The 23,334-nt window shown below is 38.9% G+C and carries 23 protein-coding genes; 18 read left to right on the forward strand and 5 right to left on the reverse strand.

What is annotated here, in order from left to right; all coding sequences use genetic code 11:
- Positions 1–165: 165 nt before the first annotated feature.
- From ED557_02600 to ED557_02620, 5 genes are read left to right on the forward strand one after another with little or no spacing between them, the layout of a single operon-like run.
- Positions 166–1,053 carry an ABC transporter ATP-binding protein gene (locus ED557_02600; GenBank protein RNC86149.1) on the forward strand — a complete coding sequence of 296 codons (888 nt, stop codon included), beginning with the start codon at positions 166–168 and terminating at the stop codon, positions 1,051–1,053.
- Positions 1,010–4,579: a hypothetical protein gene (locus ED557_02605; GenBank protein RNC85681.1), complete on the forward strand. Its 3,570-nt coding sequence runs from the start codon at positions 1,010–1,012 to the stop codon at positions 4,577–4,579. Before ED557_02600 ends, ED557_02605 begins: the two co-directional genes overlap by 44 nt.
- Positions 4,576–5,625 (forward strand): histidine kinase, encoded by a 1,050-nt coding sequence (locus ED557_02610; protein RNC85682.1) that lies wholly within the window; start codon positions 4,576–4,578, stop codon positions 5,623–5,625. Before ED557_02605 ends, ED557_02610 begins: the two co-directional genes overlap by 4 nt.
- Complete coding sequence (locus tag ED557_02615) at positions 5,622–6,308, forward strand: DNA-binding response regulator (GenBank protein ID RNC85683.1); 687 nt, start codon at positions 5,622–5,624, stop codon at positions 6,306–6,308. The genes ED557_02610 and ED557_02615 overlap by 4 nt, the downstream gene beginning before the upstream one ends.
- Positions 6,309–6,366: 58 nt before the next feature.
- Entirely contained in the window at positions 6,367–7,092 is a 726-nt protein-coding gene (locus ED557_02620) for a hypothetical protein (GenBank protein RNC85684.1), read from the forward strand.
- On the opposite strand, the gene ED557_02625 is transcribed toward ED557_02620, so the two are convergent.
- A complete protein-coding gene (locus ED557_02625; protein RNC85685.1) occupies positions 7,089–8,105 on the reverse strand; it encodes an aminotransferase class I/II-fold pyridoxal phosphate-dependent enzyme in 1,017 nt (338 codons plus the stop codon). The genes ED557_02620 and ED557_02625 overlap by 4 nt on opposite strands.
- Here ED557_02625 and ED557_02630 point away from each other — a divergent pair.
- The 5 genes from ED557_02630 to ED557_02650 all read left to right on the forward strand — a co-directional run bounded on the left by ED557_02630 (position 8,097) and on the right by ED557_02650 (position 12,011).
- Positions 8,097–9,152: a carbon-nitrogen hydrolase family protein gene (locus tag ED557_02630; protein ID RNC85686.1), complete on the forward strand. Its 1,056-nt coding sequence runs from the start codon at positions 8,097–8,099 to the stop codon at positions 9,150–9,152. The two genes, ED557_02625 and ED557_02630, sit on opposite strands and share 9 nt — an antisense overlap.
- A complete protein-coding gene (locus ED557_02635) occupies positions 9,136–10,293 on the forward strand; it encodes a hypothetical protein (protein RNC85687.1) in 1,158 nt (385 codons plus the stop codon). The genes ED557_02630 and ED557_02635 overlap by 17 nt, the downstream gene beginning before the upstream one ends.
- A gap of 8 nt (positions 10,294–10,301) precedes the next feature.
- Positions 10,302–11,015: a DUF1835 domain-containing protein gene (locus tag ED557_02640; protein RNC85688.1), complete on the forward strand. Its 714-nt coding sequence runs from the start codon at positions 10,302–10,304 to the stop codon at positions 11,013–11,015.
- Positions 11,016–11,073: 58 nt separating this feature from the next.
- A complete protein-coding gene (locus tag ED557_02645) occupies positions 11,074–11,418 on the forward strand; it encodes a TfoX family protein (GenBank protein RNC85689.1) in 345 nt (114 codons plus the stop codon).
- A gap of 182 nt (positions 11,419–11,600) precedes the next feature.
- Complete coding sequence (locus ED557_02650; GenBank protein ID RNC86150.1) at positions 11,601–12,011, forward strand: hypothetical protein; 411 nt, start codon at positions 11,601–11,603, stop codon at positions 12,009–12,011.
- On the opposite strand, the gene ED557_02655 is transcribed toward ED557_02650, so the two are convergent.
- The 3 genes from ED557_02655 to ED557_02665 are packed head-to-tail and all read right to left on the reverse strand — an operon-like array spanning position 12,008 to position 14,128.
- Positions 12,008–12,703: a 16S rRNA (uracil(1498)-N(3))-methyltransferase gene (locus tag ED557_02655; protein RNC85690.1), complete on the reverse strand. Its 696-nt coding sequence runs from the start codon at positions 12,701–12,703 to the stop codon at positions 12,008–12,010. The two genes, ED557_02650 and ED557_02655, sit on opposite strands and share 4 nt — an antisense overlap.
- Before the next feature lie 4 nt (positions 12,704–12,707).
- Complete coding sequence (locus ED557_02660) at positions 12,708–12,923, reverse strand: hypothetical protein (GenBank protein RNC85691.1); 216 nt, start codon at positions 12,921–12,923, stop codon at positions 12,708–12,710.
- Entirely contained in the window at positions 12,920–14,128 is a 1,209-nt protein-coding gene (locus tag ED557_02665) for a 2'-deoxycytidine 5'-triphosphate deaminase (GenBank protein ID RNC85692.1), read from the reverse strand. Before ED557_02665 ends, ED557_02660 begins: the two co-directional genes overlap by 4 nt.
- Before the next feature lie 388 nt (positions 14,129–14,516).
- On the opposite strand from ED557_02665, the gene ED557_02670 reads away from it, so the two are divergent.
- From ED557_02670 to ED557_02700, 7 genes are all read left to right on the forward strand, one after another.
- Positions 14,517–15,344, forward strand: coding sequence for a hypothetical protein (locus ED557_02670; GenBank protein RNC85693.1), 828 nt, complete (start codon positions 14,517–14,519; stop codon positions 15,342–15,344).
- 8 nt (positions 15,345–15,352) lie between these two features.
- Positions 15,353–16,201, forward strand: a complete 849-nt coding sequence (locus ED557_02675) for a hypothetical protein (GenBank protein RNC85694.1) — start codon at positions 15,353–15,355, stop codon at positions 16,199–16,201.
- 17 nt (positions 16,202–16,218) lie between these two features.
- Positions 16,219–16,923, forward strand: coding sequence for a hypothetical protein (locus ED557_02680; GenBank protein ID RNC85695.1), 705 nt, complete (start codon positions 16,219–16,221; stop codon positions 16,921–16,923).
- Between the two features lie 21 nt (positions 16,924–16,944).
- A complete protein-coding gene (locus ED557_02685; protein RNC85696.1) occupies positions 16,945–18,495 on the forward strand; it encodes a hypothetical protein in 1,551 nt (516 codons plus the stop codon).
- A gap of 33 nt (positions 18,496–18,528) precedes the next feature.
- On the forward strand, positions 18,529–19,419 hold the full coding sequence (locus ED557_02690) for a hypothetical protein (protein ID RNC85697.1): 891 nt from the start codon (positions 18,529–18,531) through the stop codon (positions 19,417–19,419).
- Positions 19,420–19,515: 96 nt separating this feature from the next.
- Positions 19,516–20,043 (forward strand): dihydrofolate reductase, encoded by a 528-nt coding sequence (locus tag ED557_02695; GenBank protein RNC85698.1) that lies wholly within the window; start codon positions 19,516–19,518, stop codon positions 20,041–20,043.
- Positions 20,044–20,114: 71 nt separating this feature from the next.
- Positions 20,115–21,323 carry a cytochrome-c peroxidase gene (locus ED557_02700; GenBank protein ID RNC85699.1) on the forward strand — a complete coding sequence of 403 codons (1,209 nt, stop codon included), beginning with the start codon at positions 20,115–20,117 and terminating at the stop codon, positions 21,321–21,323.
- Between the two features lie 12 nt (positions 21,324–21,335).
- Here ED557_02700 and ED557_02705 read toward each other — a convergent pair whose 3' ends face one another.
- On the reverse strand, positions 21,336–22,100 hold the full coding sequence (locus ED557_02705; protein RNC85700.1) for a LytTR family transcriptional regulator: 765 nt from the start codon (positions 22,098–22,100) through the stop codon (positions 21,336–21,338).
- 129 nt (positions 22,101–22,229) lie between these two features.
- Here ED557_02705 and ED557_02710 point away from each other — a divergent pair, with 129 nt between their 5' ends.
- A complete protein-coding gene (locus ED557_02710; GenBank protein ID RNC85701.1) occupies positions 22,230–23,330 on the forward strand; it encodes a hypothetical protein in 1,101 nt (366 codons plus the stop codon).
- The last annotated feature ends 4 nt before the right edge of the window (positions 23,331–23,334 follow it).

Genomic DNA, 23,334 nt, shown 5'->3' on the forward strand with positions numbered 1-23,334 from the left:
TTCTTGTCTCTGATTCATTAGACGACAAAAAAACCAAATCCCCTCGGTTATTTTTTAAACCACAGAATCAAGTATTCATAACATAAAACTAAGTCTCCACCCCATCTTTTTTTTATGGCCAAATAAGCATTGTACACTATGCTAACCCTAATTCATAAGTGTATCATGAGAGCATTACATATCGAAAACCTGAGTAAAACATATCCGAATGGAGTAGCAGCTTTACAAAATATATCTCTAACCATTGGAAACGGAATGTTTGGCTTACTTGGCTCAAACGGAGCAGGAAAGTCCAGCCTCATGAGAACCATCGCTACCTTACAGCAACCTGATTATGGCTCGCTCTATTTTGATAGTATCAATATCCTGCAAGATCCATTAGCACTAAGAAGAGTGCTTGGGTACCTCCCCCAAGAGTTTGGGGTATATCCGAAAGAAAGCGCTGAGAGTCTTTTGAAATATTTCGCGGTTCTAAAAGGAATGCTTTCTCCTAAGGAACGCTCACACAAAATTCAGGAAGTACTGGAACTCACAAATCTATTAGATGTAAAGACCAAACATGTAAGCGACTATTCAGGGGGGATGAAACAACGCTTTGGAATTGCTCAGTTATTATTAAATGACCCGGAACTCATTATTGTAGATGAACCAACAGCCGGATTAGACCCGGCAGAGCGAAAACGATTCCTCAACCTACTACGCGAAATAAGCCGTAATACGGTTGTAATCTTCTCAACTCATTTAGTAGACGATGTCAGGGATTTATGCAATAACCTGGCTATGATCAACCAGGGGAAAGTATTGATCTCGGGTTCTCCAAAGGAACTTATACACGAAATAGAAGGAAAAATATGGGAATGTTCGGTCTCCCTGGATCAAAAAGAACTTATGGAAGAGCAATACCTTGTACTGTCATCTGCTTTCACCAACGATAATAAAATGGCTATACGAGCTTATTCTCCTTTTCAACCTTCTCATAATTTTTTGAAAACAGAAGCAACACTTGAGGATGCATACTTTTTTGCACTTAGTAAATATACTATGGAGGGTTGATATGAAACTCGGGAGAATCTTAATCTACGAACTTAGGTATTGGGTAAGGAACCCAGTTTTTTATGTATTCGCCAGCCTATTCTTCACTATTGGCTTTGCAATGATGATTTTTTCGGCGGATATAGTTGGCGAACAATTGGTGAGCAAAGGGACAAAACCATTTGCAAATAACCCACTCAACCTATTCTCATTCTTTTTTGATACTCAACTATTTGTTCTGTTTTTAATTCCAATCTTTATCGGGGGATCGATTTACCGGGATTTCCAATCAAATACTTTTAACCTCTTGTATTCCTTCCCGGTAGCAAAACAATCCTACTTAACGGAGAAATTTTTAAGTGGCAGTTTGATGGTTGGTATCATTTTGCTTCTCTTTTGCCTGGGTTTATTTTTGGGGACTCTTATTCCTGGGGTCAATCCCAATTTGGTAGGATCGAATTCACTTTCTCACTATCTGAGTCCTCTTTTTTGGATAGCTTTGTTTAATCTACTCTGGATCGGAATTATTGTTTTTTCAGTAGTCTCCTTGTCTAGAAGCATACATGCCGGTTTTATAACTGTGATCCTTCTTTTTGTGCTTCGCAGGGCTATGCTATTCATTTTTTCTGGCCCCGAAAATATGGATACGATAACATTACTGGATCCTTTTGGAGAAGCTACGGTTATGATATCTACAGGCAGTTGGACAGTATCCGAAATCAACTCCTCTTTGATACCAATCTCGATTGAGCTCATACTAAATCGAGCGATTTGGTTGGCAATCGCGTTGGCTATTGGTTGTGCTTCGTATCTCTCTTTTGAGTTGAACCATGCTCCAATACAACTTCGAATTGTGCCTTTTAGGAGAAACCCTGGTACAAAAAGAATGAAAACTGTTCATACTACCTGGAGTACCTATTCATTGTTTCCAATATGGCTTCAAACCTCTCTCGAACTTTCGAAATTCCAGTTTCGAGCTATAATCAAAAGCAGAACATTCATTGTATTGATCATTGTCAGTTTACTTTTCATGATCCTTTTACTGGGACAGGTTAATCCCGAGTATACAACACGAATTTATCCACTTACCCAGGTAATGTTACTCCTTCCATCACTTTTCTTCTCATTTATTGTGATGCTAATCACCTTTTTATACGCTGGTTTTTTGGTACACAAAGACAACCGTGCTACCATGAACGCTCTTGTTGATGCCAGTTCTGTACCTTCTGCTTCACTATTAGTATCAAAGCTACTTACTCTCTTAAAGCTCCAGGTAGTATTACTTTCTCTAATTATTATTGGAGGAATATCTGTTCAGCTTTGGAAAGGTTATATCCATCTTGAGCTACAGCAATACTTTATTCAAGTATATGGTCTTTTGTTTATCGGACAAATCATCTGGGCAATAGCAGCCTTATTTATTCAAACCGTAATTCCTAACCAATATCTGGGCTTCTTTATACTAATACTTTTTAGTTTTGGCCTTAGTGGTATCGAAAGCATCGGTATTGAAAAGGGAATCTTCATCTTCAACGGTGGTATAATTCCACAGTATTCCGATTTGTCCGGTTATGATTCTTCTATTCGTTCTTTCCTGGTTCATAAGGTCTATTGGTTCGTTTTCGGCATTTTGCTACTCATTCTCTCTTATTTGTTCGCACAACGAGGGCTGGTTTTTTCAATTAGAGAACGTTTCATAATTGCTAGAAAAAGAATCACAAAAAAGGTAAGTATATATCTCGGAATTATAATTTTTGCATTTATTGCTCTTGGAACAACGATATCCCTACAAGTATATCCATCTAAAGCACATACCTCCGGACCAGATTTGAATCAAAGAAAAGTTGATGCTGAAGACCGTATTGGTCATTTGGAGCATATTCTTCAGCCAGAGCTATCTGCCATTTCACTAAGTTTAGATATTTATCCTGAGCAAAAGAGTTTTTCCGGAACTGGTTCACTTTTATTGATCAATAATTCCGCTCAGCCTATCGATACTTTGATGCTTTCTTACCCAACTGGCGTAAGGCTTAGGGAGTTGCCCTCCAGAGCTTTCCAAATCTTTGATTCCGACACCATTCTAAATTATGAAGTATTGGTTTTGAATGAGCAACTTCAATCTGGTGATAGTATAGAGGTAAGATTTACGGTAGCTGAGACTCCTGAAAACTGGTTTTCTGAGAAACAAAAAGTAGTATCAAACGGCACTTTTTTCCTTGCTGATTTTCCTCTCATAGGATATCCCGATGTCATTTCTTCCAAAAAAAATATACCGCCAGATGAGCTTCAAGCTACTAAAAACAGCTATGTTGGTAAGCATGTTGGTTTGATGGATACAGATTTTACGATTAGTACCTCACTAAATCAGCTGGCTTTTGCTCCCGGTATACTTCAAGAAAGGTGGGAAGAAAATGGACGATCATTCTACCATTATAAATCAGAAAAAAGCATTCGCAACGGTATACCAATACAATCGGGCAGTTTTGAGGTATTCGAAGATTCGGTTTACGGAATAGATCTGAAGATCTACTATCATTCTTCTCATACTTTTAACCTGGATAGAATGATGACCGCCATGAAGGCTACCATTGATTACAGTACCACTCATTTTGGCCCCTATCCTTTTGAAGAGTTGAGAATTATCGAATTCTCAAGGTCATATGGAAACTTTGCTCAGTCTTTTGCTTACACGCTCCCCTTCTCAGAGGCTGCAGGCTTTTTTAGCAAACAGGATAGCAGCGAAAACCGCTTTGACGACGTATTTCGATTAACTGCTCATGAAGTAGCACATCAATGGTGGGGACATCAAATTATTCCTGCCGAGGCATTAGGAAGTCGATTTCTCACAGAAGCTTTTGCTGAGTTTACAGCTGTTCAAATTCTGGAACAGGAATATGGCACGGAGAAAAAGCAACTCTATCTCGATCTGATTCGAAACCGGTATTTTAACCAACGAGGTAGAGCGTCTAAAGAATCACCACTCACGATGGCAAAGCCAGACGAAGCATTGGTTACTTATTCTAAAGGATTATTAGCCTTACAATCATTAAACGATCATTTAGAACCCGGAGCTTTTTCTGACATACTGAGAAAGTTTTTCTACAAATATGCTCGCAATGAAGACTCTTACCCTACTTCCCATGATTTTATCGCCCATTTGGAACAAGAGGTGCCAGATTCTTTGACTTACCTGATCACAGATTTATTCAAAGAAGTAACCCTTTATGAGAGTTTACCAGGTGACTACCAAGTCCAGAAGCAAGAAGATGACAGTTATAAAATTGAAGTAGATCTCTTATTTGAGAAGTTTAGAAATCACACTCCTGGTATGGAAATAACTGCATTACCTCTAAAAGACTTTGTCGAAATAGAAGTCTATGACAATACTGAATCAGTGATTGCAGCCAAAACTATTCAAGTAAACGCCACTAAAACTACAATTACTCTAACCACAGGAGTTAAGCCTCAAAAAATTATTCTTGACCCACACCGAAAACTTATAGAACAAAATTATTCCAATAATACCATTATCATAGGTGAGCAGTGAGACATCTACTTTCAAATTTATTTAAAAATCATTCCACTGAGACAATTGTTCATATTGTTCTTTTGGTACTCTTCCTTTGGTTCATGGAAGCTGGAATGGGAACTTCAATAGATGAGAAAACGAAGAATACTATTCGAATGAATTTCCTTGCCTTTCCAATCACCTTCTATTTCAATGCATTTGTACTTATTCCTACTTTTTTAAAGGAGAAAAAATGGCTGGGATATGTAGGGGCTATGATTGTCACAATAGCCGTAATTGAAGTACTAAGATCTCTTTTCCACTTATTCGTACTGAATGACTCGCATGACCCGGAAGTATTAACATTCGTACAGATTCTATTCGGTAAATATGCAGTCTCAGGAGGAATATTCCTGGGCTTCCTTTTTTCGTTTGCATACAAGTTTACAAAGGACTGGCTTATCAATCTGACTTTCATTGAAAGGCTCAAATCGGAACGCGCAGAAATGAAGCTGGCATTTCTTAAAACCCAGGTGAATCCCCACTTCTTATTTAATACACTCAATAATATTTATGCTTTAGCGCTTAAAGAAGATAGTCCTCAAACAGCAGAAGCAATCACCAAGCTGGGAACGTTGATGCGATATAACCTGGAAGACGCAGGAGAAGAGAAAGTACTACTTAGCAAAGAAATCGATTTCATAAAAAAATATGTAGAACTCCAAACGATGAGAGCTACTGAAACAGATGAGATAGAATTCTCGGTACATATTCCTGAAGCAGCACTAACCTCATATTTCATAACTCCTCTACTGATGGTTCCAATAATTGAAAATGCATTTAAATATGGAATAAACCCTTCCAGGAAAAGTTTGGTCTCAGTTAACATTGAATTGAATGGAGATAAACTTCTACTAAATTCAAAAAACACGATAGCCAAAGAAACGAATGTTTCTTCAAGTGGAATTGGATTAACAAACCTGGAAGAACGGCTTTCTTTAATCTATCCGAATAAGCATCTATTTGAAGCAAAAAGCATGAATGGAATTTTCTCTACTACTCTCCAATTGGAGCTTGACTCATGATAACTTGTATTGCTATTGATGATGAACCCAATGCGTTAAGCGTGATCGAAAGTCTAGCTGCCAAAGTGGATTTCCTCGACCTGAAAAAAACATTTGTTGATCCTCTAAAGGCAATGAACTATCTGGAGAACAACAGCATACATCTGATCTTTTTAGATATTAATATGCCTGAAATAACCGGTTTTGATTTTTTGAAGTTGCTCCCGAATGAAGTCAATATAATTTTCACAAGCGCCTACAGTGAATATGCCTTACAAGGCTACGAAGTAAATGCTATAGACTATCTTTTGAAGCCTTTCGATTTCCCAAGGTTTTTACAAGCCGTTAATAAAGTTAAAAAAGGGAGCGGCACCCCTTTTGCTCATCCGGAATTTGTATTCCTGAATACCGGAACCTCCAAAAAGAAAGTATTAGTAGGAGATATTCTTTTTTTGGAAAGTGATGGGAATTACGTGAATTACTATACGAACAATGGCAAAATAATGGTAAGGTCGAGCATCAAAGATGCAACAAAAGGACTACCTCCTAAAGCTTTTACTCAAATACAAAGATCCTATGTTGTAGCACTAAAATGGATTGAAAAAATCGAAAATAACCACGTTTTTATTTCCGAATTGGAAATACCAATTGGCAATACATTCAAAGAGGAGTTCCTGGAACTTCTAAAAAACTTTGAAGGCTAGGCACTAAAAATTCGCGGCTCAACTTTTTCAGTTAGGTTAGCAGAACTAATTGTAGAAAATGAATTTCTTACGAAAACTACGGCGAGATAATGCAGATGGCGGTTCAATTACTACCTACCTGTTATATGGTATTGGAGAAATAATACTGGTAGTCATAGGGATTCTGATTGCGGTCTCTATCAACAATTGGAATGAGGAGAAAAAAAGCCAAAAGGAACTACTCAATATCTATACTATTGTTAAAGCCGATCTTGAAAATGATATTGCCGATATAAATCGCATTTTGGGAATTCACCAGGAAACGCGGCACCTATATGGCAAGGTATTAGGTGATTCGTTGGCAAAACAGGATTATGCGTTATATCCCAGAGCTGCTTTTCTAATTATGGGTTACCCAGAGTTTTCGATGGATAAAAGGGGAATCTCGTTACTAGGGGAGTTTAGGAGCAATAGTGAACATATCCAGGATACGCTCATGACGACCATCATCGATTTTTATAGCGAAAGAACTCTAGAGATAGAAGTTGATGACAAGTTCAGGGCCATGGACTTTGAGGATAATTATATGCATTGGAAAAACAACTATGAGTGGTGGCAGGGATATATCCTAAGAACTGATTTTACAGGTTTTCTTGAGTACGCTACAACAGATTCGGACTATAAGAATCGAGTGGCCAATTTTTATTTCTTAACCTATGATATCTTCCTTCCTGAGCTGGTGTTATTCAAGAATGGTGCTCTGGAAATTATATCCACTATCGATAACAGAATGCGCGACTCCTAAAATAGTTTCTTGAAGATAGAATTCACCTTCTCTAAATCGCTATCTCCAACTTGATGATGAAAAGTAGCCCTAATGGTATTGGGCCCAAACGGCACCATTCTTATCCCCTTCTGTTCTAGCTCATTCACTACTTCAATGGCACTCTTCTCCGGCGTATCAAACATCACGATATTCGTCTCCACTGAATCCAGATCAATAGATAACGAAGAACAGGTAGAAACTACCTCAGCAAATTTTCTGGCATGCTCATGGTCTGCTTTAAGTAACGACCAATGATTCTCCAGGGCATAATCAGCAGCAGCGGCAAGTATTCCAATTTGCCTCATTCCCCCACCCCACATTTTTCGAAATCTTCGAGCTTTGGCTATACGTACTTTCGATGATAGCAGCATAGAGCCTACGGGAGCTCCCAAGCCTTTACTAAAACACACTGAAATGGTATCAGCGATCTGTGAGAAAAAAGCGGGTTCTATTCCTGTCGCTTCAATAGCATTCCAAATGCGTGCTCCATCTAAATGCACGAATAATTCGTGCTCATCCGCAAACTCCTTCAATGCCAATAACTCTTCTTTTGAATAGCATACCCCTCCACCTTTATTGGTAGTATTTTCCAGGCAAAGCACTCTGGTTCTGGCTTCCCAATCAAAAGCACCCTTCACTTCATGTTGGATATGCTCAACAAATAACTTCCCTTTTACTCCTTTAAGGGGTTTTATTTGCAATCCTGATAAAAAAGCAGCCGCTCCCGTTTCATAATTATAGATGTGCCCTTTTTCATCGATCAGAATTTCGTCTCCTGGCTCTGTAAGTACCCTGATTCCTAGTTGGTTGCTCATTGTCCCGCTTGGGACAAATAGCCCGGCTTCCATCCCAAATAGAGCCGCTACTTTGTCCTGGAATCTATTTACAGTAGGGTCTTCCCCAAAAACATCGTCACCAACCTCTGCCTTTAACATTGCTTCTAGCATTCCATGTGTCGGGCTAGTTACTGTATCACTTCGTAAATCAATCATTTTGTATTTTGCTTTTTCGATCGGATCAAATATACTCATTACCTCGTGAGTAGAAATCAAAAAAACTTGAACTCAACATATAAAGTAGCTGTAGTTCAGCATCCTCCTGTTTTCCTTAATCTTTCTGAAAGCGTAGCACTAGCTTCTAAATATATTAAAGAGGCTGCTTCCCAGGGATCAAGACTAATCGTTTTTCCTGAAACCTGGCTACCAGGTTATCCGGTTTGGCTGGACTATGCACCAAATGCGGGACTTTGGGATCACCCTCCTGCAAAGGCACTCTTTAAGATCCTATTCAATAACTCAATCGCCATTAATGATGAGCACTTTAAGAAGCTTCAAAATGCAGCGATAGAGAATAATTGCATCATCGTGATGGGGGCCAACGAAAGATTGGGGCGAACCTTATACAACACTATTTTTTACTTCCTGGCTGATGGGAGTTATGAACTACATCGAAAACTAATGCCTACTTACACCGAACGATTAGTTTGGGGAATGGGAGACGGAAGCACCCTGCCTGTTATTAAAGATCAGCAAGTTCAAATAGGCGGATTAGTATGTTGGGAGCACTGGATGCCCATGGCAAGAGCAGCTATGCATCAATTAGGTGAGCATATACACATTGCACAATGGCCGATGGTTAAAGACCTACATCAGATAGCCAGTCGGCAATACGCTTTTGAAGCTCAATGCTTTGTGATAGCAGCAGGATGTACTCTTACAAAAGCAGAAATGCTGGACGGGATTAACTCCTTTGTAAAGAATGATTCTGATAAAATTGCTTTGGAATTAATTGAGAGTATTCCGGTAGAAGAAAGTGAATTTGTTTTGAAAGGAGGCAGTGCAATCGTAAACCCCGACACTTCCTATCTGAAGGAACCATTGCAAAAAGAAAGTAACATACTTATAGCTGATCTTAACATAGATCAGTTAAGTGAAGGAAATCTTTTTCTGGATACTAACGGGCATTATTCTCGTCCTGATGTTTTTCAACTCAAGGTAGATACTCGCAAAAAACTAAACGTGCATTTTGAGCACAAATAACTATGACATAATCATTGCCGGGGGTGGACTTTCCGGCCTTAGCCTTGCCTGGAATCTGGCAAAAAAGGGCTATAAGAAAAAAGTGCTTGTCGTAGATTCTACCTTTGCTCCCGGAAATAAAAAAACCTGGTGCTTTTGGGATTCCTCCAGCCCGCCTTTTGCCAATATCATTTATAAAAGCTGGAGAAAAACCTATTTCTCAGCTCCCGAGTTTGACTCTTTCCTATACATGAATAAGTATCAGTACCACTGTATTCGGGAAAGTGATTTTAAGGAGCATGTGCTTACTGAACTAAAGAAGCATTCTAACTTCACATTATTAGAGGAGAACGTTCTCGATTTTTCTTCTAATAAAAACAAAGCTGCGATGGTAACGAAGTCGAGTGAGACCTTTCTAGCCGACTATATCTTCCAGAGTATTTTTGAACCTAAATCAAAAAAGAAAGTTAAATACCCACTTATACAGCATTTCTATGGCCTAGAAATCAAAACCTCTGTTCCGGTTTTCGACCCAGGTTGTTTTACCATTATGGATTTTGACGAGTCTTTTTCTGATGGCACTGCATTTACTTATGTGCTTCCCTTCCTGAATAACCGTGCCCTTGTTGAATACACGGTATTCTCCAGGAAAGTCTTTGATACAAAAAAGGAGTATAAAGAAAAGGTAAGGAGCTACTTAAAAGAAAGGTACAATCTCGAAAAAGATGATTATGAGATAAAAAGGAAAGAGTATGGAGAAATACCGATGAGCGATAAAGTATATCCCATAACTTATACTGACAGGATATTTAATATTGGTACCAGTGGCGGATTAACTAAGGCAAGTACAGGGTACACTTTCCTTCGCATCCAGAAATTTGTAGATGAGTTATCAAACAACTTACTGGCAGGTAACTCTATTACTTCTCCTGAGCTGTCTAAAGCCAGATTCAAATACTACGACTTGTTATTACTTCATATTCTGGATAAGCAGTCCACTACCTCAGTCAGAGTATTTAGGGATCTGTTCAAAAACAATAGCATCGATAAGGTATTCGACTTTCTATCAGAAGACACAAATTTCCTGGAAGATATCAAGATTATGAGTAGCGTACCCCCCATGCCTTTTATCCGGGCAATCAGCAGAAATCCGAAACTTTAGAGTAACTCATGATTCATATTTTAAATGGCGATGCTTTAGCTGACCGTTTTCCCAAGAAAAGCGGAGACCAGTTAATAATAATGCGAGAGTGTCTTATTGACGGAGATGTTAGTGGTGAGACATTTGATGATTTTGTTGAAACAAGGGACGCCTTTCTAAGCTCTACTTACCCTGAAATTGATGAGGATTACATGGAATATGTACTTCCTGAATTAAATAAAATCAGGTCTCTACCGGATGGAATAGAGATAAATCTCTGGTTTGAAGATGATTTATTCTGTCAAATAAACTTTTGGTTCATCTGCAACCTGATTCCAAAATCTAGTCCTATATACCTGGTTCGGCCAGAAGAATTAAACCAGTGGGGATTTGCTAAATACACACAGGATGAGCTCAATCAACTCCTGGAAAAGAGAACTTTTCTTAGTCCGAAACACCTTTCTAAGTTTGCTGAGCTTTGGAAAGCCTATAAAGCAGGAAAAGTAGATCAGATCCCTGAAATCTCTGAAACCCTTACAGCCGATTTCCCCTGGCTTTCAACACCTGTCAATGCTTTAATGGATTTGGTTAACAGTGAGAAACCTCAACACTTCATAAAAGAACTTATCGATACTGACCCCAGTCCTGGTTTTGGGGAAGTATTTAGAGCACTTACAGAAAACATGCCTGAATATGGCTTTGGTGATCTCCAGGTAAGAAGAATGTTCGATAAGATTAGCTAGTAATTTTTGCTGTCCCCTACTCTTTCTTTTATTTGTTAACTAATAAAAAGGAGTAATTATGGCTTATGATGAAGGCTTAACAGATCGCATACGGTCAGTACTCGATCAAAAAGGAGTACTATTTGATGAGAAAAAGATGTTCGGGGGACTTTGCATATTGGTTGACGACAAAATGTGTATTGGGATAATTAAGGATGAAATGATGGCTCGTATTGGTGAGGAAGCGGAAGCCTCTGTTCAAGGAAGAGCCGGTGTTCGTCCCATGGATTTTACCGGAAAAAAGATGAAAGGCTTTACTTACGTTAATCAAACCGGATTGGATCGTGAGGAAGACCTGGAATTTTGGATTGATTTATGTCTTGAATTCAATCCAAAGGCGAAATCCAGCAAAAAGAAAAAGTAATGGTTTTTTGAGCGCTTTTTACCTTCCTTTATTAGGAAGACTCACTATAACAGAACCATTATGACTTCAAATTGTAACTGTACTAATTGCTCATGCACAAATTGTTCATGCAAAAACTGCAAAGCAAATCATTGTCCTTGTGAAAAATGTGATTGCACTTCTTGTTCTTGCTGCAGTTAGCAATGAAAAACCATTTCAAGCTTGATGATCAATCCTTCGAGCAAAAATTCAGCGATTGTTCATTTGATCCTGGCCTATTTTCACATGAAGCTCATCTCAGACTAGCCTGGATCCATATTAACAACTATGGTCTAGAAAATGCCATCAACAATATGAATGAGCAGATTAAGCGCTATGCACACTCCCTTGGGTTCGATTCTAAGTTCAACCGTACGGTTACAGAAGCAGCAGTAAAAGCCGTCCATCATTTCATGCAAAGATCAATATCGAATAACTTCCGGGATTTCATCCAAGAATTTCCTGGGCTGAAATACAAATTCAAGGAATTACTAGCTGCTCATTATAGCATTGACATATTTACCTCCGAAGAAGCTAAACTGCAATTTATAGAACCGGACCTCTCTCCTTTCTAAAACAAGTATTGAGATAATAAAGCCGTAACAGCAGTCTCTGCCCTTAATCGATTTACTCCGAGGGAAACGATCTCACCCTTTCTCTTTTTGATAAGTTCAACTTCTCTTTCTGAGAAACCGCCTTCAGGCCCTACGAAAAGTACATTATTCTTCTTTGTTAACTTTCCAGCTTTTGAAGTTGAATCTGCCTTTTCATGAGCCATAATCCATCCAGCTCCTTTATAATGCTCAAGAACTTCGTCCATAGAATCCAGTATCACAAGTTCTGGTAGCCAATAACGTCCACTTTGTTTAAAGGCACTGACAATCAGAGTATGCAGCCGATCCCTATTAATTTTTGGACGTTCTGTATGATCTGAGTTAAAAAGGCAAATCTCCCAAACTCCAAGTTCTACAGCCTTCTCAATGGCGAATTCTAATCGATCTCGTTTTTTTATTGCACCAAATGCCAATGTTTTTTTGAAAGAAGGTTCTGGCTTAGTTGTTGACGTACCACATTTTGCAACTACCAAATGACGGTTAATCTCTGTTATTTCGCAGAAATAAATCTCCCCTCTCCCATTGGCAACTCTAATTTCACTCCCAACTTGTTTTCTAAGCACTTTTGAAATATGTTGCGCTTCCTGTCCTTTGAGCTCAACCCAATGATTGTCCTCAAAATCCTCGATGGGAGCGTAAAATAAAGTGTCCATGTAATTACGATTCGCTTACAAATACTCCGAGCTCAAACTCTGTGTTGCCAGTTTCCAGAACCAATTCAACATAAGGTTCACACATTAAGCAATTATTACAGCAGATATCTTTCTCTCTAAGCTCTTCTACCGAAGTAAGGCCTTCATCCACTGCAATCTTTTTTACTTCTGCAAAGCTAATATCATAGCAAATGCAACGGGTTACTTTTGGACGGCTCATAGGTTTTTGAAATGCTTACCCAGCTTTAGTCCCTGTCCCTGATAGTTACTATCAATATCAACCCCGTAAATAAACTCAGGAATTTCAGTATTTGGTTCGAATTGCATACTGAATAGTGTCTGGCCATCCTCAATCATAAATGGCACATCATGTGAACGAACCTCAAGAACAGCCCTGGCTCCCTTGTCATCTATAGTACCCCCAAAACCACTATCAAAGAATCCAGCATAGTGAGTTCTCAGCTCACCTGAACCTGTATCATAGGCCATCATTTCGCATGCTAAATGAGCTGGAACTCTGATTCTTTCTTTAGATGCAAAAATGTAAAATGCCTCCGGCTCCAAAATAACCTTCGCATCTTTAGTTGCATATATAGGCTCCCAAAACTCATCTACTGAGTAATGCCCAACGTTATTCAAGTCGATGAAGTTACTGTGCTTTTTAGCTTTATATCCAATGATTTCTCCGTACTCACCTTTGAGCTGAACACTCATGAACAAGCCTTTGTTCACCTTAATCTGCTCCATCGAAACAGGTTCAATTTTTTCATCAAACAGTAAGGGGTCGGTATCATGAATGCGTAGTAAATCCTGATCCGAAACTACTTCGAAGCCATGTCTGATTCTTAGCTGGTTTAACCGTTGCCCGGTTTGAACCTTAATTGAAAAAGACTTTGGTACTACTTCTAGATATAGCTTTCCCTGATAGCCCGGTGTGATTTCTTCAAATCGATGAGAATAATCAGTTATCACTCGAGTAAATACATCCAATCTACCCGTTGAACTTTTAGGATTCGCCTTGGCGGAAAGGTTTTCAACTGAGAATAATTGAACTTCATCTGATCTTCCTGCTCCCACTACATTTTGGGTTGAGTAATGAGCTTTTGGGAGATTTAAGGATTCCAATAAGGGAATGATGTACACACAATTTTCTTCCAGAACAGCTCCGTCTTTAATTGAGAAAGAGTATTGCTCCAGTTTATCCAGTTTTTGCTCAACCGTTTCATTTTCAGGTAAAAAACTACACCGAACACGATAAGCAACTTCTCCCAAACGTAAATCAAGAGAGTTTGGCTGGAACTGATTATCCTTAATAGGGTAATCAGGATGGGAATCAATAATCTCTAAATCACGAAGGAGCTTTAGCTTTTGAACAGGAAGTACTCCTTTGGTGCGAAGGTGAACAGCTTTGGAAGTCTCGGGCATGTAATCCGGTAATTTTCAAGAGAAGATATAAACAGAAGTATTAAAGGGAAATTGGAATATTTAGTTGTAATTCCTCTTCAACGGAGCTTTTCAATTTTACTGAAACAATCACCCAAAAGAGGTAGTGATTTATATCCTTTTAAGGTATTGAATGGTCTGGGATTCTGATGTAGAATAACGAGTGTAAGAAACAGAATTGTTTTTAGTTTTGCTGTTTCTTTCTTCGAAGATCGAAAAATAAGGGTACTACTAAAAACTGTTTCTTCATCGGTTAAAGATGGAATAAAGGGGTATTAGAAAACCTTTCCCATCCTATAAAAAAATTGAACTCTTCCGATTAAATGAGTTCGAAATTTGAGTCAATTAGAAATTCTTGTGCCGTAAACCAATGAAATATTTCCTAACAAATAATCCACCTAAAGACGTACTTCCTAATGGATTTTATTACATCTCTCAGGATAATTATTACATCGCTAATTTAAATAGCCCTAATCCTGAAAACCCCGAGAAGTATCTTTATTCTGACAGTGCCACTTCATGCATTATTATAATTGTTGAAGGAAAGGATAAAGCTAACAATCCTATTATAGCGCTTGCTCATTTGAGTCGTACGGAGCGGTTTCACCGCTTTTTTGAGATTGTAGGAGAGAATTTTATTGGAGCTTGTAATGTATTTGCACAAGGTGCTAATCCTCCCCAGCCAGCAGTTAAAGGTGATTCGACGGATTATACCTCCCTGCAAAACACTCAAACTACCGTCGACTGGATTAACAACAATATCTATGTGCCCAACCAGCAAAAAGAGCCCCCTGCCTGGTACTTCGAAGAATGTACCTTAGCTCTTGGTCAAGGGAATCCTCAGATAGACGATCGAGGGTGTTATGGAATTGACCTTACAACGATGATCGTATCCAATCAGCGATATGAACTTACAGAAGAACAGCGAGACCCAACCGGAGGAGTACAGGTACTATTCTGTGTATTCGGCCTCCAGGTCAATCCTCCTATTGTACTTCCACTATCCACCGACGGCTTTACGGATGAACAAATTGATCTTCTTGTCCAAAAAGCTAATAGCGAAAGCTGGACTGATATTCTATACATGACCAAAGATGAAGTACTCAATAAGTACTCATCAACACCTCAATATGAAGTTCCGTGGTTCTTCGATTCCCTCCGAATTTCCGCTCAATATGTATTAGCTCACTCTAAATAATTCCAACTATGTGCACGATAGGTAATGTTTATTCAACTGGAACTAAAGGAAATATCTCTTTCAAACAATGCGATTTGGAAGAAGCAACCACCTTCCTCACTCCTCAAACTACCCCAGGAACTGATGGCATCATCTACTTCCCTTTTTTAAGGGAAGGAAGTAAAGGCCCCTGGGCTGGTATTAATAATTTTGGTGTTTCCTTTGTTGCTGCAGACAATTATCTGGCATTTGATAGTGCTCAACAAACAGTAACCCAGACGGTTAGTCAGGATATTTTCGAAGCATATACCAAAATTCTTAGTGATCATAAAACTGCAAGTGCTGCTAAAGATTATATGGTTGATTTCTATAAGACCTTTCCTGCAGCAGATATCCTTTTAATCACAGATGCAAGCTCTGCCTGGTTCATTGAAGCAAATAATGGTGAAATAGCTTGTATTGATCGAACTGAAGAGTTTTTTGCGTGTACCAATCATATGAGAATGCTCTATCAGGGTGTTCCATATAACCAGAACCATAGCTCATATCTAAGGCTTGACCGGGCTCAAAAAATTCTTCTTAAGGACACGAATAGCACCGGGGTCTTTAATGTATTAAGCGATCAGTATTTCGGTTCCTCGGTATTCTCGATTTGCAGAGTAAACGATGTTCGCCCCCCACAGGAAGATCCTTACTACACACAAGCTACGGCAATCATGTATACAGACGGTACAGTAATGAATGCTGTATACCAGATAAATGGAAATCCAAGAACCAATGCCTATGTGTATGTATATGACATCTTCGGAAAGCATGAGGTTCATAATGATTTATTAGCAAATGAATTAGTCAAGTATCTAGAGAACTCAAAATCCTAAACCTAACAGAGACAAAAATGGAACACTTAAAATTTAGTGGAAGAATCCACCCAAATGATAAAAGACATCAACTAAAAGAAGTAGCTGGTACAGACCATGTTATTCCACCTACCTATGTTTACGTACCAGGAATAGGCAATATTCCTCAGTTTGCTCCAACAGTTTATGGTACGTCCATAGCATATGATCCCCCAAATAATTGCCAGGGATATTTCATGTCCTACAAATTTCAACCGAATAATAACTGTTATGCATATGGCACCAATATTTGTACCAACTCTTTCCCACAGCCTGGCCGAAAACATGGGTATTCACTTCCAAGTGGCTTTACCGGAGCTGATGTAGTTAAAGGAGCTGAGCTCGACGGACTACAAACGATTGGAACTTCTCTAGAAGATATTGAGAAGCATGCTGCTATTGGAGCAGGCCCGGGTCACTATGTAGGTCTTATGATTTCTACGCCAGACACGGCTAATGGATGGCCAGGGGATTATCACTGGGCTCGCTGTAACGTTGCTGTATCACCATTTAATTCTTGGTCTCAAAAAGATGGAAATGATCAAGTAACTAATTTTGACTTTGCCGGAAACCCAATCGTCTTACCTGAAACCGCTAACTGGACCGTAAATCAGGGCCCTGATAGTAAGGGAGATGATCTTGTAGTAATATATGATTTCTATTGCTACATGTGGGTACCTGCTACGGGTGTAGACATCATCTAGATTAATCTCAATTCATTAATCATGAACGTCTATATACTTTATACTGGGGGGACCATCGGATGTGTGGGAACCCCATTAACCCCTATGTCGGGAGCTGATTTTCAACAGGCATTTGAAGCTAATCTCTTACCTACCATACAATCTCAGCTGCCAGGTACCAGTGTCACCTTCGACTACTTCTCAACCACCTTGGACAGTACCAATATGCAGCCTTCGAAGTGGGTTGAAATGGCTCAAAAGATCTATGATAATTACAATTCATACGATGGTTTCATTGTACTTCATGGTACCGATACCATGGCCTGGACCTCCTCTGCCCTATCCTTTCTTCTTCCAGGGTTATCTAAACCTATTATCGTTACAGGCTCGCAATTGCCATTGTTCTACCAAACCGGAAGCTCGCCTTCTGACTATCAATTATTGAATAACACCGATGCTGTTCGAAATGTAGAAGGTGCTATTCGTTTCCTCGAATTTGGATTTCCTGAAGTCGGCCTTTACTTCGCTGATCACTTATTGAGAGGTAACCGTGCTGTTAAAAGTAACGCCAGTGAATTCGTAGCATTCTCTTCTCCTAATTATCATTATCTGGGTGAATTCGGAGTTATTCCTACTCTTTACAATAACTATGTACTGCCTGATCCTTCAGTAAATTCCCTCTCACTTGAAGAAAATTATACTCAGGTTGGTCAAAACCTCACTACTATAGCTAGCAATATCAGCGATAGTTCGGTGATTCAGTTTCTCTTATTCCCTGCTTATTACGAAGAGCCCGATGGAGATAAATCTTTATTGGTGAGCATATTAGAGAATATCCAAAACGCTTCTCCTGCTCTTAAAGGGATCATATTCGAAGCATATGGTGAAGGGAATATCCCCGATTATCAGTCTATGCAGTCTTTGCTAAGTGACATGCATTCTAAAGAGCTTATTCTTATTGACTGTACCCAGGTGTTTGCCGGAGATGTAAACTATAATGCTTATGCTACAGGAGCCTGGCTAAAGGATGCCGGAGTAGTAGGAGGTCATGATATGACTCCTATCGCAGCATTAACCAAAATGATTGTATTGCTCGCTTTGAATCCTTCTTCATCTCAAAGTGAAGTTGAACTACAAATGGCCTCCAATCTTGCTGGTGAGCTTACCAGCTATTATTCAATTTCGGGATACCAAAATGAATTTCTGTTGCCAGGTCAGGTCCTTTATTCGATCAATGGTGATTATCAGTTTGAGAATTCACTGGATGGAAGTCTCATAGTTTACGATACAAGCGATACTCAAAACCCAACAGTTATCTGGAAACAAGATATGAGTTCCCCGGGTCGATTGATCATGCAAGCGGACAACAATCTTGTTTACTATGATTCCAGTCATAGTCCTATTTGGGCTTCCAATACCCCTCAAATAGGCTTCAATTCATACCTGATGCTAGGTAATGACGGATCATTGAACATCTACAATCTCTATACAAATGAGCTGTATTACACGGTGTTTAACCCATCGGACCAAAATACCAAGCCTGATTCTGATGAAGTAAAACCTTTGAATCGAGTTCCCTTGAGAACCCGATAACATATCCACCTCATAACCCAAAACAAAACTACCATGTCAAATCTAAATATTGCTGTTTATGCCGAAGGGTGCATGTATCCTGATACTGCCATCCAACCGATAAATGATGTTGTTTCTCAATTGCAACAATCTGGTTTTACGACTTTGATAACCAGTCTATTTCATATAGGTAGAAATTATTCCATCTCCCCCCCTCAAATTATGGGTGACATTTACTTTAATGACAAATTAGTTATTTCGGAAGGAAGCTATGTTGGAGATCAAAGTTGGCCTTCTATTATAAATAGCATTCCAGGAGGTAGCATAACCCAAGTATGTGCTTCAATTGGGGGCGGTGGTGTAATGGATTACCAAACCATCCAAAAGATCTACGAGGATAATGGGAATTCTTTTAGCGGAACCAACCTTGAACGAAATTTCGAAGTATTTAGAAGCACATTCCCAGCGATTAGTATTATCGATTTAGATAATGAGGATAACTACGATAAAACCTCTCTCGTTGCATTTTGCCAAATGCTAATTGGGATAGGATTCGATATCACTTTTTGCCCATATCAGTCATGGGATCAACAATTTTGGGACAGTTGTTTGGCTTCCTTGAATGCCTCAAATCCTGGTGCAGTTAAGTGGTGGAACCTTCAATGTTATGATGGGGGTAATGGTAATGACCCCCAAGATTGGGCGAATAACATCAAGAGATATATCCCCGGATTTGATACAGATGGATTTATACTTGCCGGAGACTGGATCAATGACTCCCCAAGCGGAGTAGAATCACTCATGCAAAGTTTCAAGAATGAATCTTGCGTTGGAGGAGGTTTCATTTGGACTCTTGATAGCATTATTCAACAGTATCCCGGAGATCCTCTTTCAGGGATGAAGGCCTATGTTAACGCGATATCTTCAGGCCTTTCAATTTCATAATGTAAGAACTCAACCTTGAGAGAATAATTCATCCTTTAGAAAGTCTTTTATTGAGTATTATTTTGAGTTAATCAAATAATGCTCAATTTCTGAAGGATGAATAAGATTATTTATTACGTAGCTACCTCAATAGATGGGTTTATTGCTGGAGTAAATGATGACATAAGTCTCTTCGCTCATGGAGGTAATGGAGTCAAAAAATACTTAGCTGATTTGCAAGGCTTCAAAACCGTGATTATGGGGAGAAGAACCTATGAATTTGGATATCAATTCGGGTTAAAACCTGGTCAGCCTGCATACCGACATATGGAGCATTATATCTTTTCTGATTCAATGCATATTGAAGAGTTAGCAGATACTATACATATTGAGAAGAAATCCATAGAACGGGTAAAAGAAATAAAAGAACAAGCTAAGACCGATATCTATTTGTGTGGAGGTGGAGTATTTGCAGGTTGGCTTTTGGATCATGGGATGATTGACCAACTTAAATTGAAGCTTAACCCTATTATACTAGGTGAAGGAGTGCCTCTTTTCGGTGGATCTAAAACTAAGACTGCATTCAACCTGATTGAACAAGAAGTATTTGAAGATGGGCTTCAAATTCTGACTTATGATTTATAGCTAATAATCGAAGGTAGGGTAAAACTAACCTGAACTGTTTCTTCATTAGATAAGTAACAAAACTCAACTCAATGAAGAAACAGGCCCCTATTCTACTCCTCCTAACTTGCTTCTTGTTTTCCTGCGCAGATGAAATCCTGGTCGAAGATGAGGGATTTGAGAGTACTCAATTCACTGAAGCAGAAATGGTAGTTCTGAACAAAGCACTTAATCTTGACGCAACCCCTTTTAACTACTCAAATATCCAACTCCCAAAACATTATCGTTCATCTGAAGCTAATGAATCGGATAATACCCCAGAGAACAATCCTATTACCGATATGGGAGCTACTTTGGGGAGGGTTCTCTTTTACGACAAAAACCTTTCTGCAAATAATACCATCTCATGTGCCTCGTGTCATGAGCAAAGTGCTGCATTCTCTGATCCAAGGAAATTTAGCATCGGTTTAAATGGAGAAACTACCCGAAGAAATTCGATGACGCTCATCAACAGCCGTTTTTATGAGAATCAGGCTTTCTTCTGGGATGAAAGAGCTGTCACCCTAGAAGAACAAGTGTTACTTCCTATCCAGGATCACATTGAAATGGGAATGGACTTAAAAGAATTAGAAAATAAGCTCCAGAACCTGGAGTACTACCCCATCTTATTTCAACATGCTTTCGGCAGTTCAGAAGTGACTTCTGAACATATTTCAAAAGCTTTATCTCAGTTTACAAGATCTATTGTTTCGTTCAATTCTAAGTTTGATGAAGGTTTTATAGCGGCAGGATTTCCTGAGGACGAAGAACAAATGCCAGATTTCCCAAATTTCACCGCCAAGGAAAACCTCGGTATGGATATCTTTTATAGAGGACGTAATGGTGGAACTTGCCTTTATTGTCATGGTACCCCCCAACATGTAAACGACATTGCAAAAAATAATGGATTGGATCTAAGCTATTTGGACAACGGCAAAGGTGAAGTAACAGGAATATCTGGTGATGATGCCCTATTTAAGGTACCCTCCCTAAGAAATATTGCAAAAACAGCTCCCTATATGCATGATGGTCGATTTGAGACATTAAGAGAAGTAGTGGATCATTACAGTGATAATGTCCAAGATCATCCCAATCTCAACTTTCGACTGAAAACGCTTGATGATGGAGAAGAAGGTGTTGCGGAGGTGCTTAGATTAGGCCTTAATGAAGAGGAAAAAGAAGCGCTCGTTGCTTTTCTACATACCCTAACTGACGAAAAAGTACTTACTGATGAGAAGTATAGTAACCCGTTTAAGAATTGACAGATCTGGGATTTAAATTTTTATTCCCAGACTAGAAATAAGATCGCTTTTGTATTGCTTCCCCACTTTAATTCTATTACCAGATTTTAAGATCGCATAATATCCGTTCGAAGTAGTTTCAAGCTCGCGAATCTGATTTACATTCACGATATAAGACCTATGTATTCTTACTAAATATTCGATTTTAGTTTTAGTATGAAATTCATTGAGTGTTAATCGGCCTGTATATTTCTTACCTCCGGAAAATATTTGCAGGTAATTTCCAGCTGCTTCCACAAAGTCTATTTCATCAAACGGGATAAGATGAAGTTTTTTCCCAATCCTTATTGAAAATAAGTTATTTGAGAAATTACCGATCTCTTGTCCTGATACTGTTCGTTTAAACTCAAGAAATGGTATGTAAGTGAATATTGCGTTCAGTGCATAAATCAAAGCAAATTCAAGCCCTCCGTAAGAAACCAACCTGGCAGCTACTACTTTTGCTCCATCTTCTGACGCAATGCTTTCAATAATTTCAAAGCTGAGTGTATCACGAAAAAACAGACCCAGAATAAAAAAAACAGCAACACCAATAACATTGATAATTATGGAGGAGATTACCCTATTACTGAAATTATAAATAATCAGATTAGTGAGTATAAGAGCACCAAAATTTACTAAGAGTAGCATCAAAAAAAGAAAGCGTAACTCCTGAAAGGTACCTACTAAGCTAAACAGAATAAGTCCTGCCAATAAAAATTGGATAGCTATCCATGTTAGTTTTGAATCATTCGTCATAAGAAAGAAGATTCTCGTCACTGAAAAAGGGTAGTTCACATACAAGCTTAAGCTTTGTATCCCTGCTCAATAACTTATTTCTGTTAATGCGTTAAAATTTAGTGAACTCAAATAAAGGGAAATCATTTTATGAAAAAAACAGGATTGATCCTGCTACTAACCTTAAGTACAGCTTTCACTTTTACTCCAACCGAAATTGTTAGAAGACATGATGTGCCTGATAGTGAATATCTAAAACTAGGCGCAACATTTCCTTCGGTATGTAAAGTAGGCAAACGAGGGGGAGACTGTACCTTAATTAAACCTGATTGGATAATTACCGCAGCTCATGTAGCACGTGGGATGGTTCAACGAGAAGGAAATGATTTAAAAATCTATTTCGATGATGAAGCTATCGGTATATCGGTAGAAAAAGTTTTTCTACACCCTAATTTCCAACCAATGAGTCAAGGCGATATTGCATTAATTCAACTAAAAACTCCAATTGATACCATTGATCCGGTAGGTTTATATCGATCAACTGACGAACCTGGAAAAGAGATTGTAATCGTAGGTCATGGAGATTCCAAAACAGGAAACGAAAATACTTTTGTCACAGACGGGAAAAAACGTGGAGCTACAAATGTAATAGACCGCGCTACCGTGGATAAAATAGTATTCGGCTTTGACGAGCCACCTTATGGAACCGCTCTTGAAGGTACCGCTGGGCCCGGAGATAGTGGTGGCCCTGCTTTTATTATAAACGGAGATGAACCAATGATCGCTGGGATAAGCTCAGGAGGTCAACCCGGAAAAAATGGCCCCGGCACTTATGGAGCGACCGAATATTATACACGAGTTTCCACTTATGTAGATTGGATCGAGTCTGTAATTAATAATCCCGATCAGGCTCTTTCTTATAATTCTGAAGCTAATACAGAAAATACCCGGCCTACCAGAACGGTGGCTAGAGGAAGACCCGGTGGAGAAGCCTTAAAGGGATTAGGTCTCTTTTTAATGCAGGATGAAAAAGGTATCAGGATTGGAGGAAAAGCCGATCCATTAGTACCTAAGGATATCAGATCAGTAAAATTTACTCCTCCCTCCTATTTAGTGTCTTTGAATGGAAAAAAGTATGAGAACCTGAATGAGTTCAAAAAAGATTTTGAACTCATCGAAAAAGGAGATGAATTTAGAATTGGGTTCTCAATTCAAGGTAATTCGATGGAATACAAAGCTACGAAGCTCTGATAAT

Source organism: Balneola sp. (genome assembly GCA_003712055.1).
GTDB lineage: Bacteria > Bacteroidota > Rhodothermia > Balneolales > Balneolaceae > RHLJ01.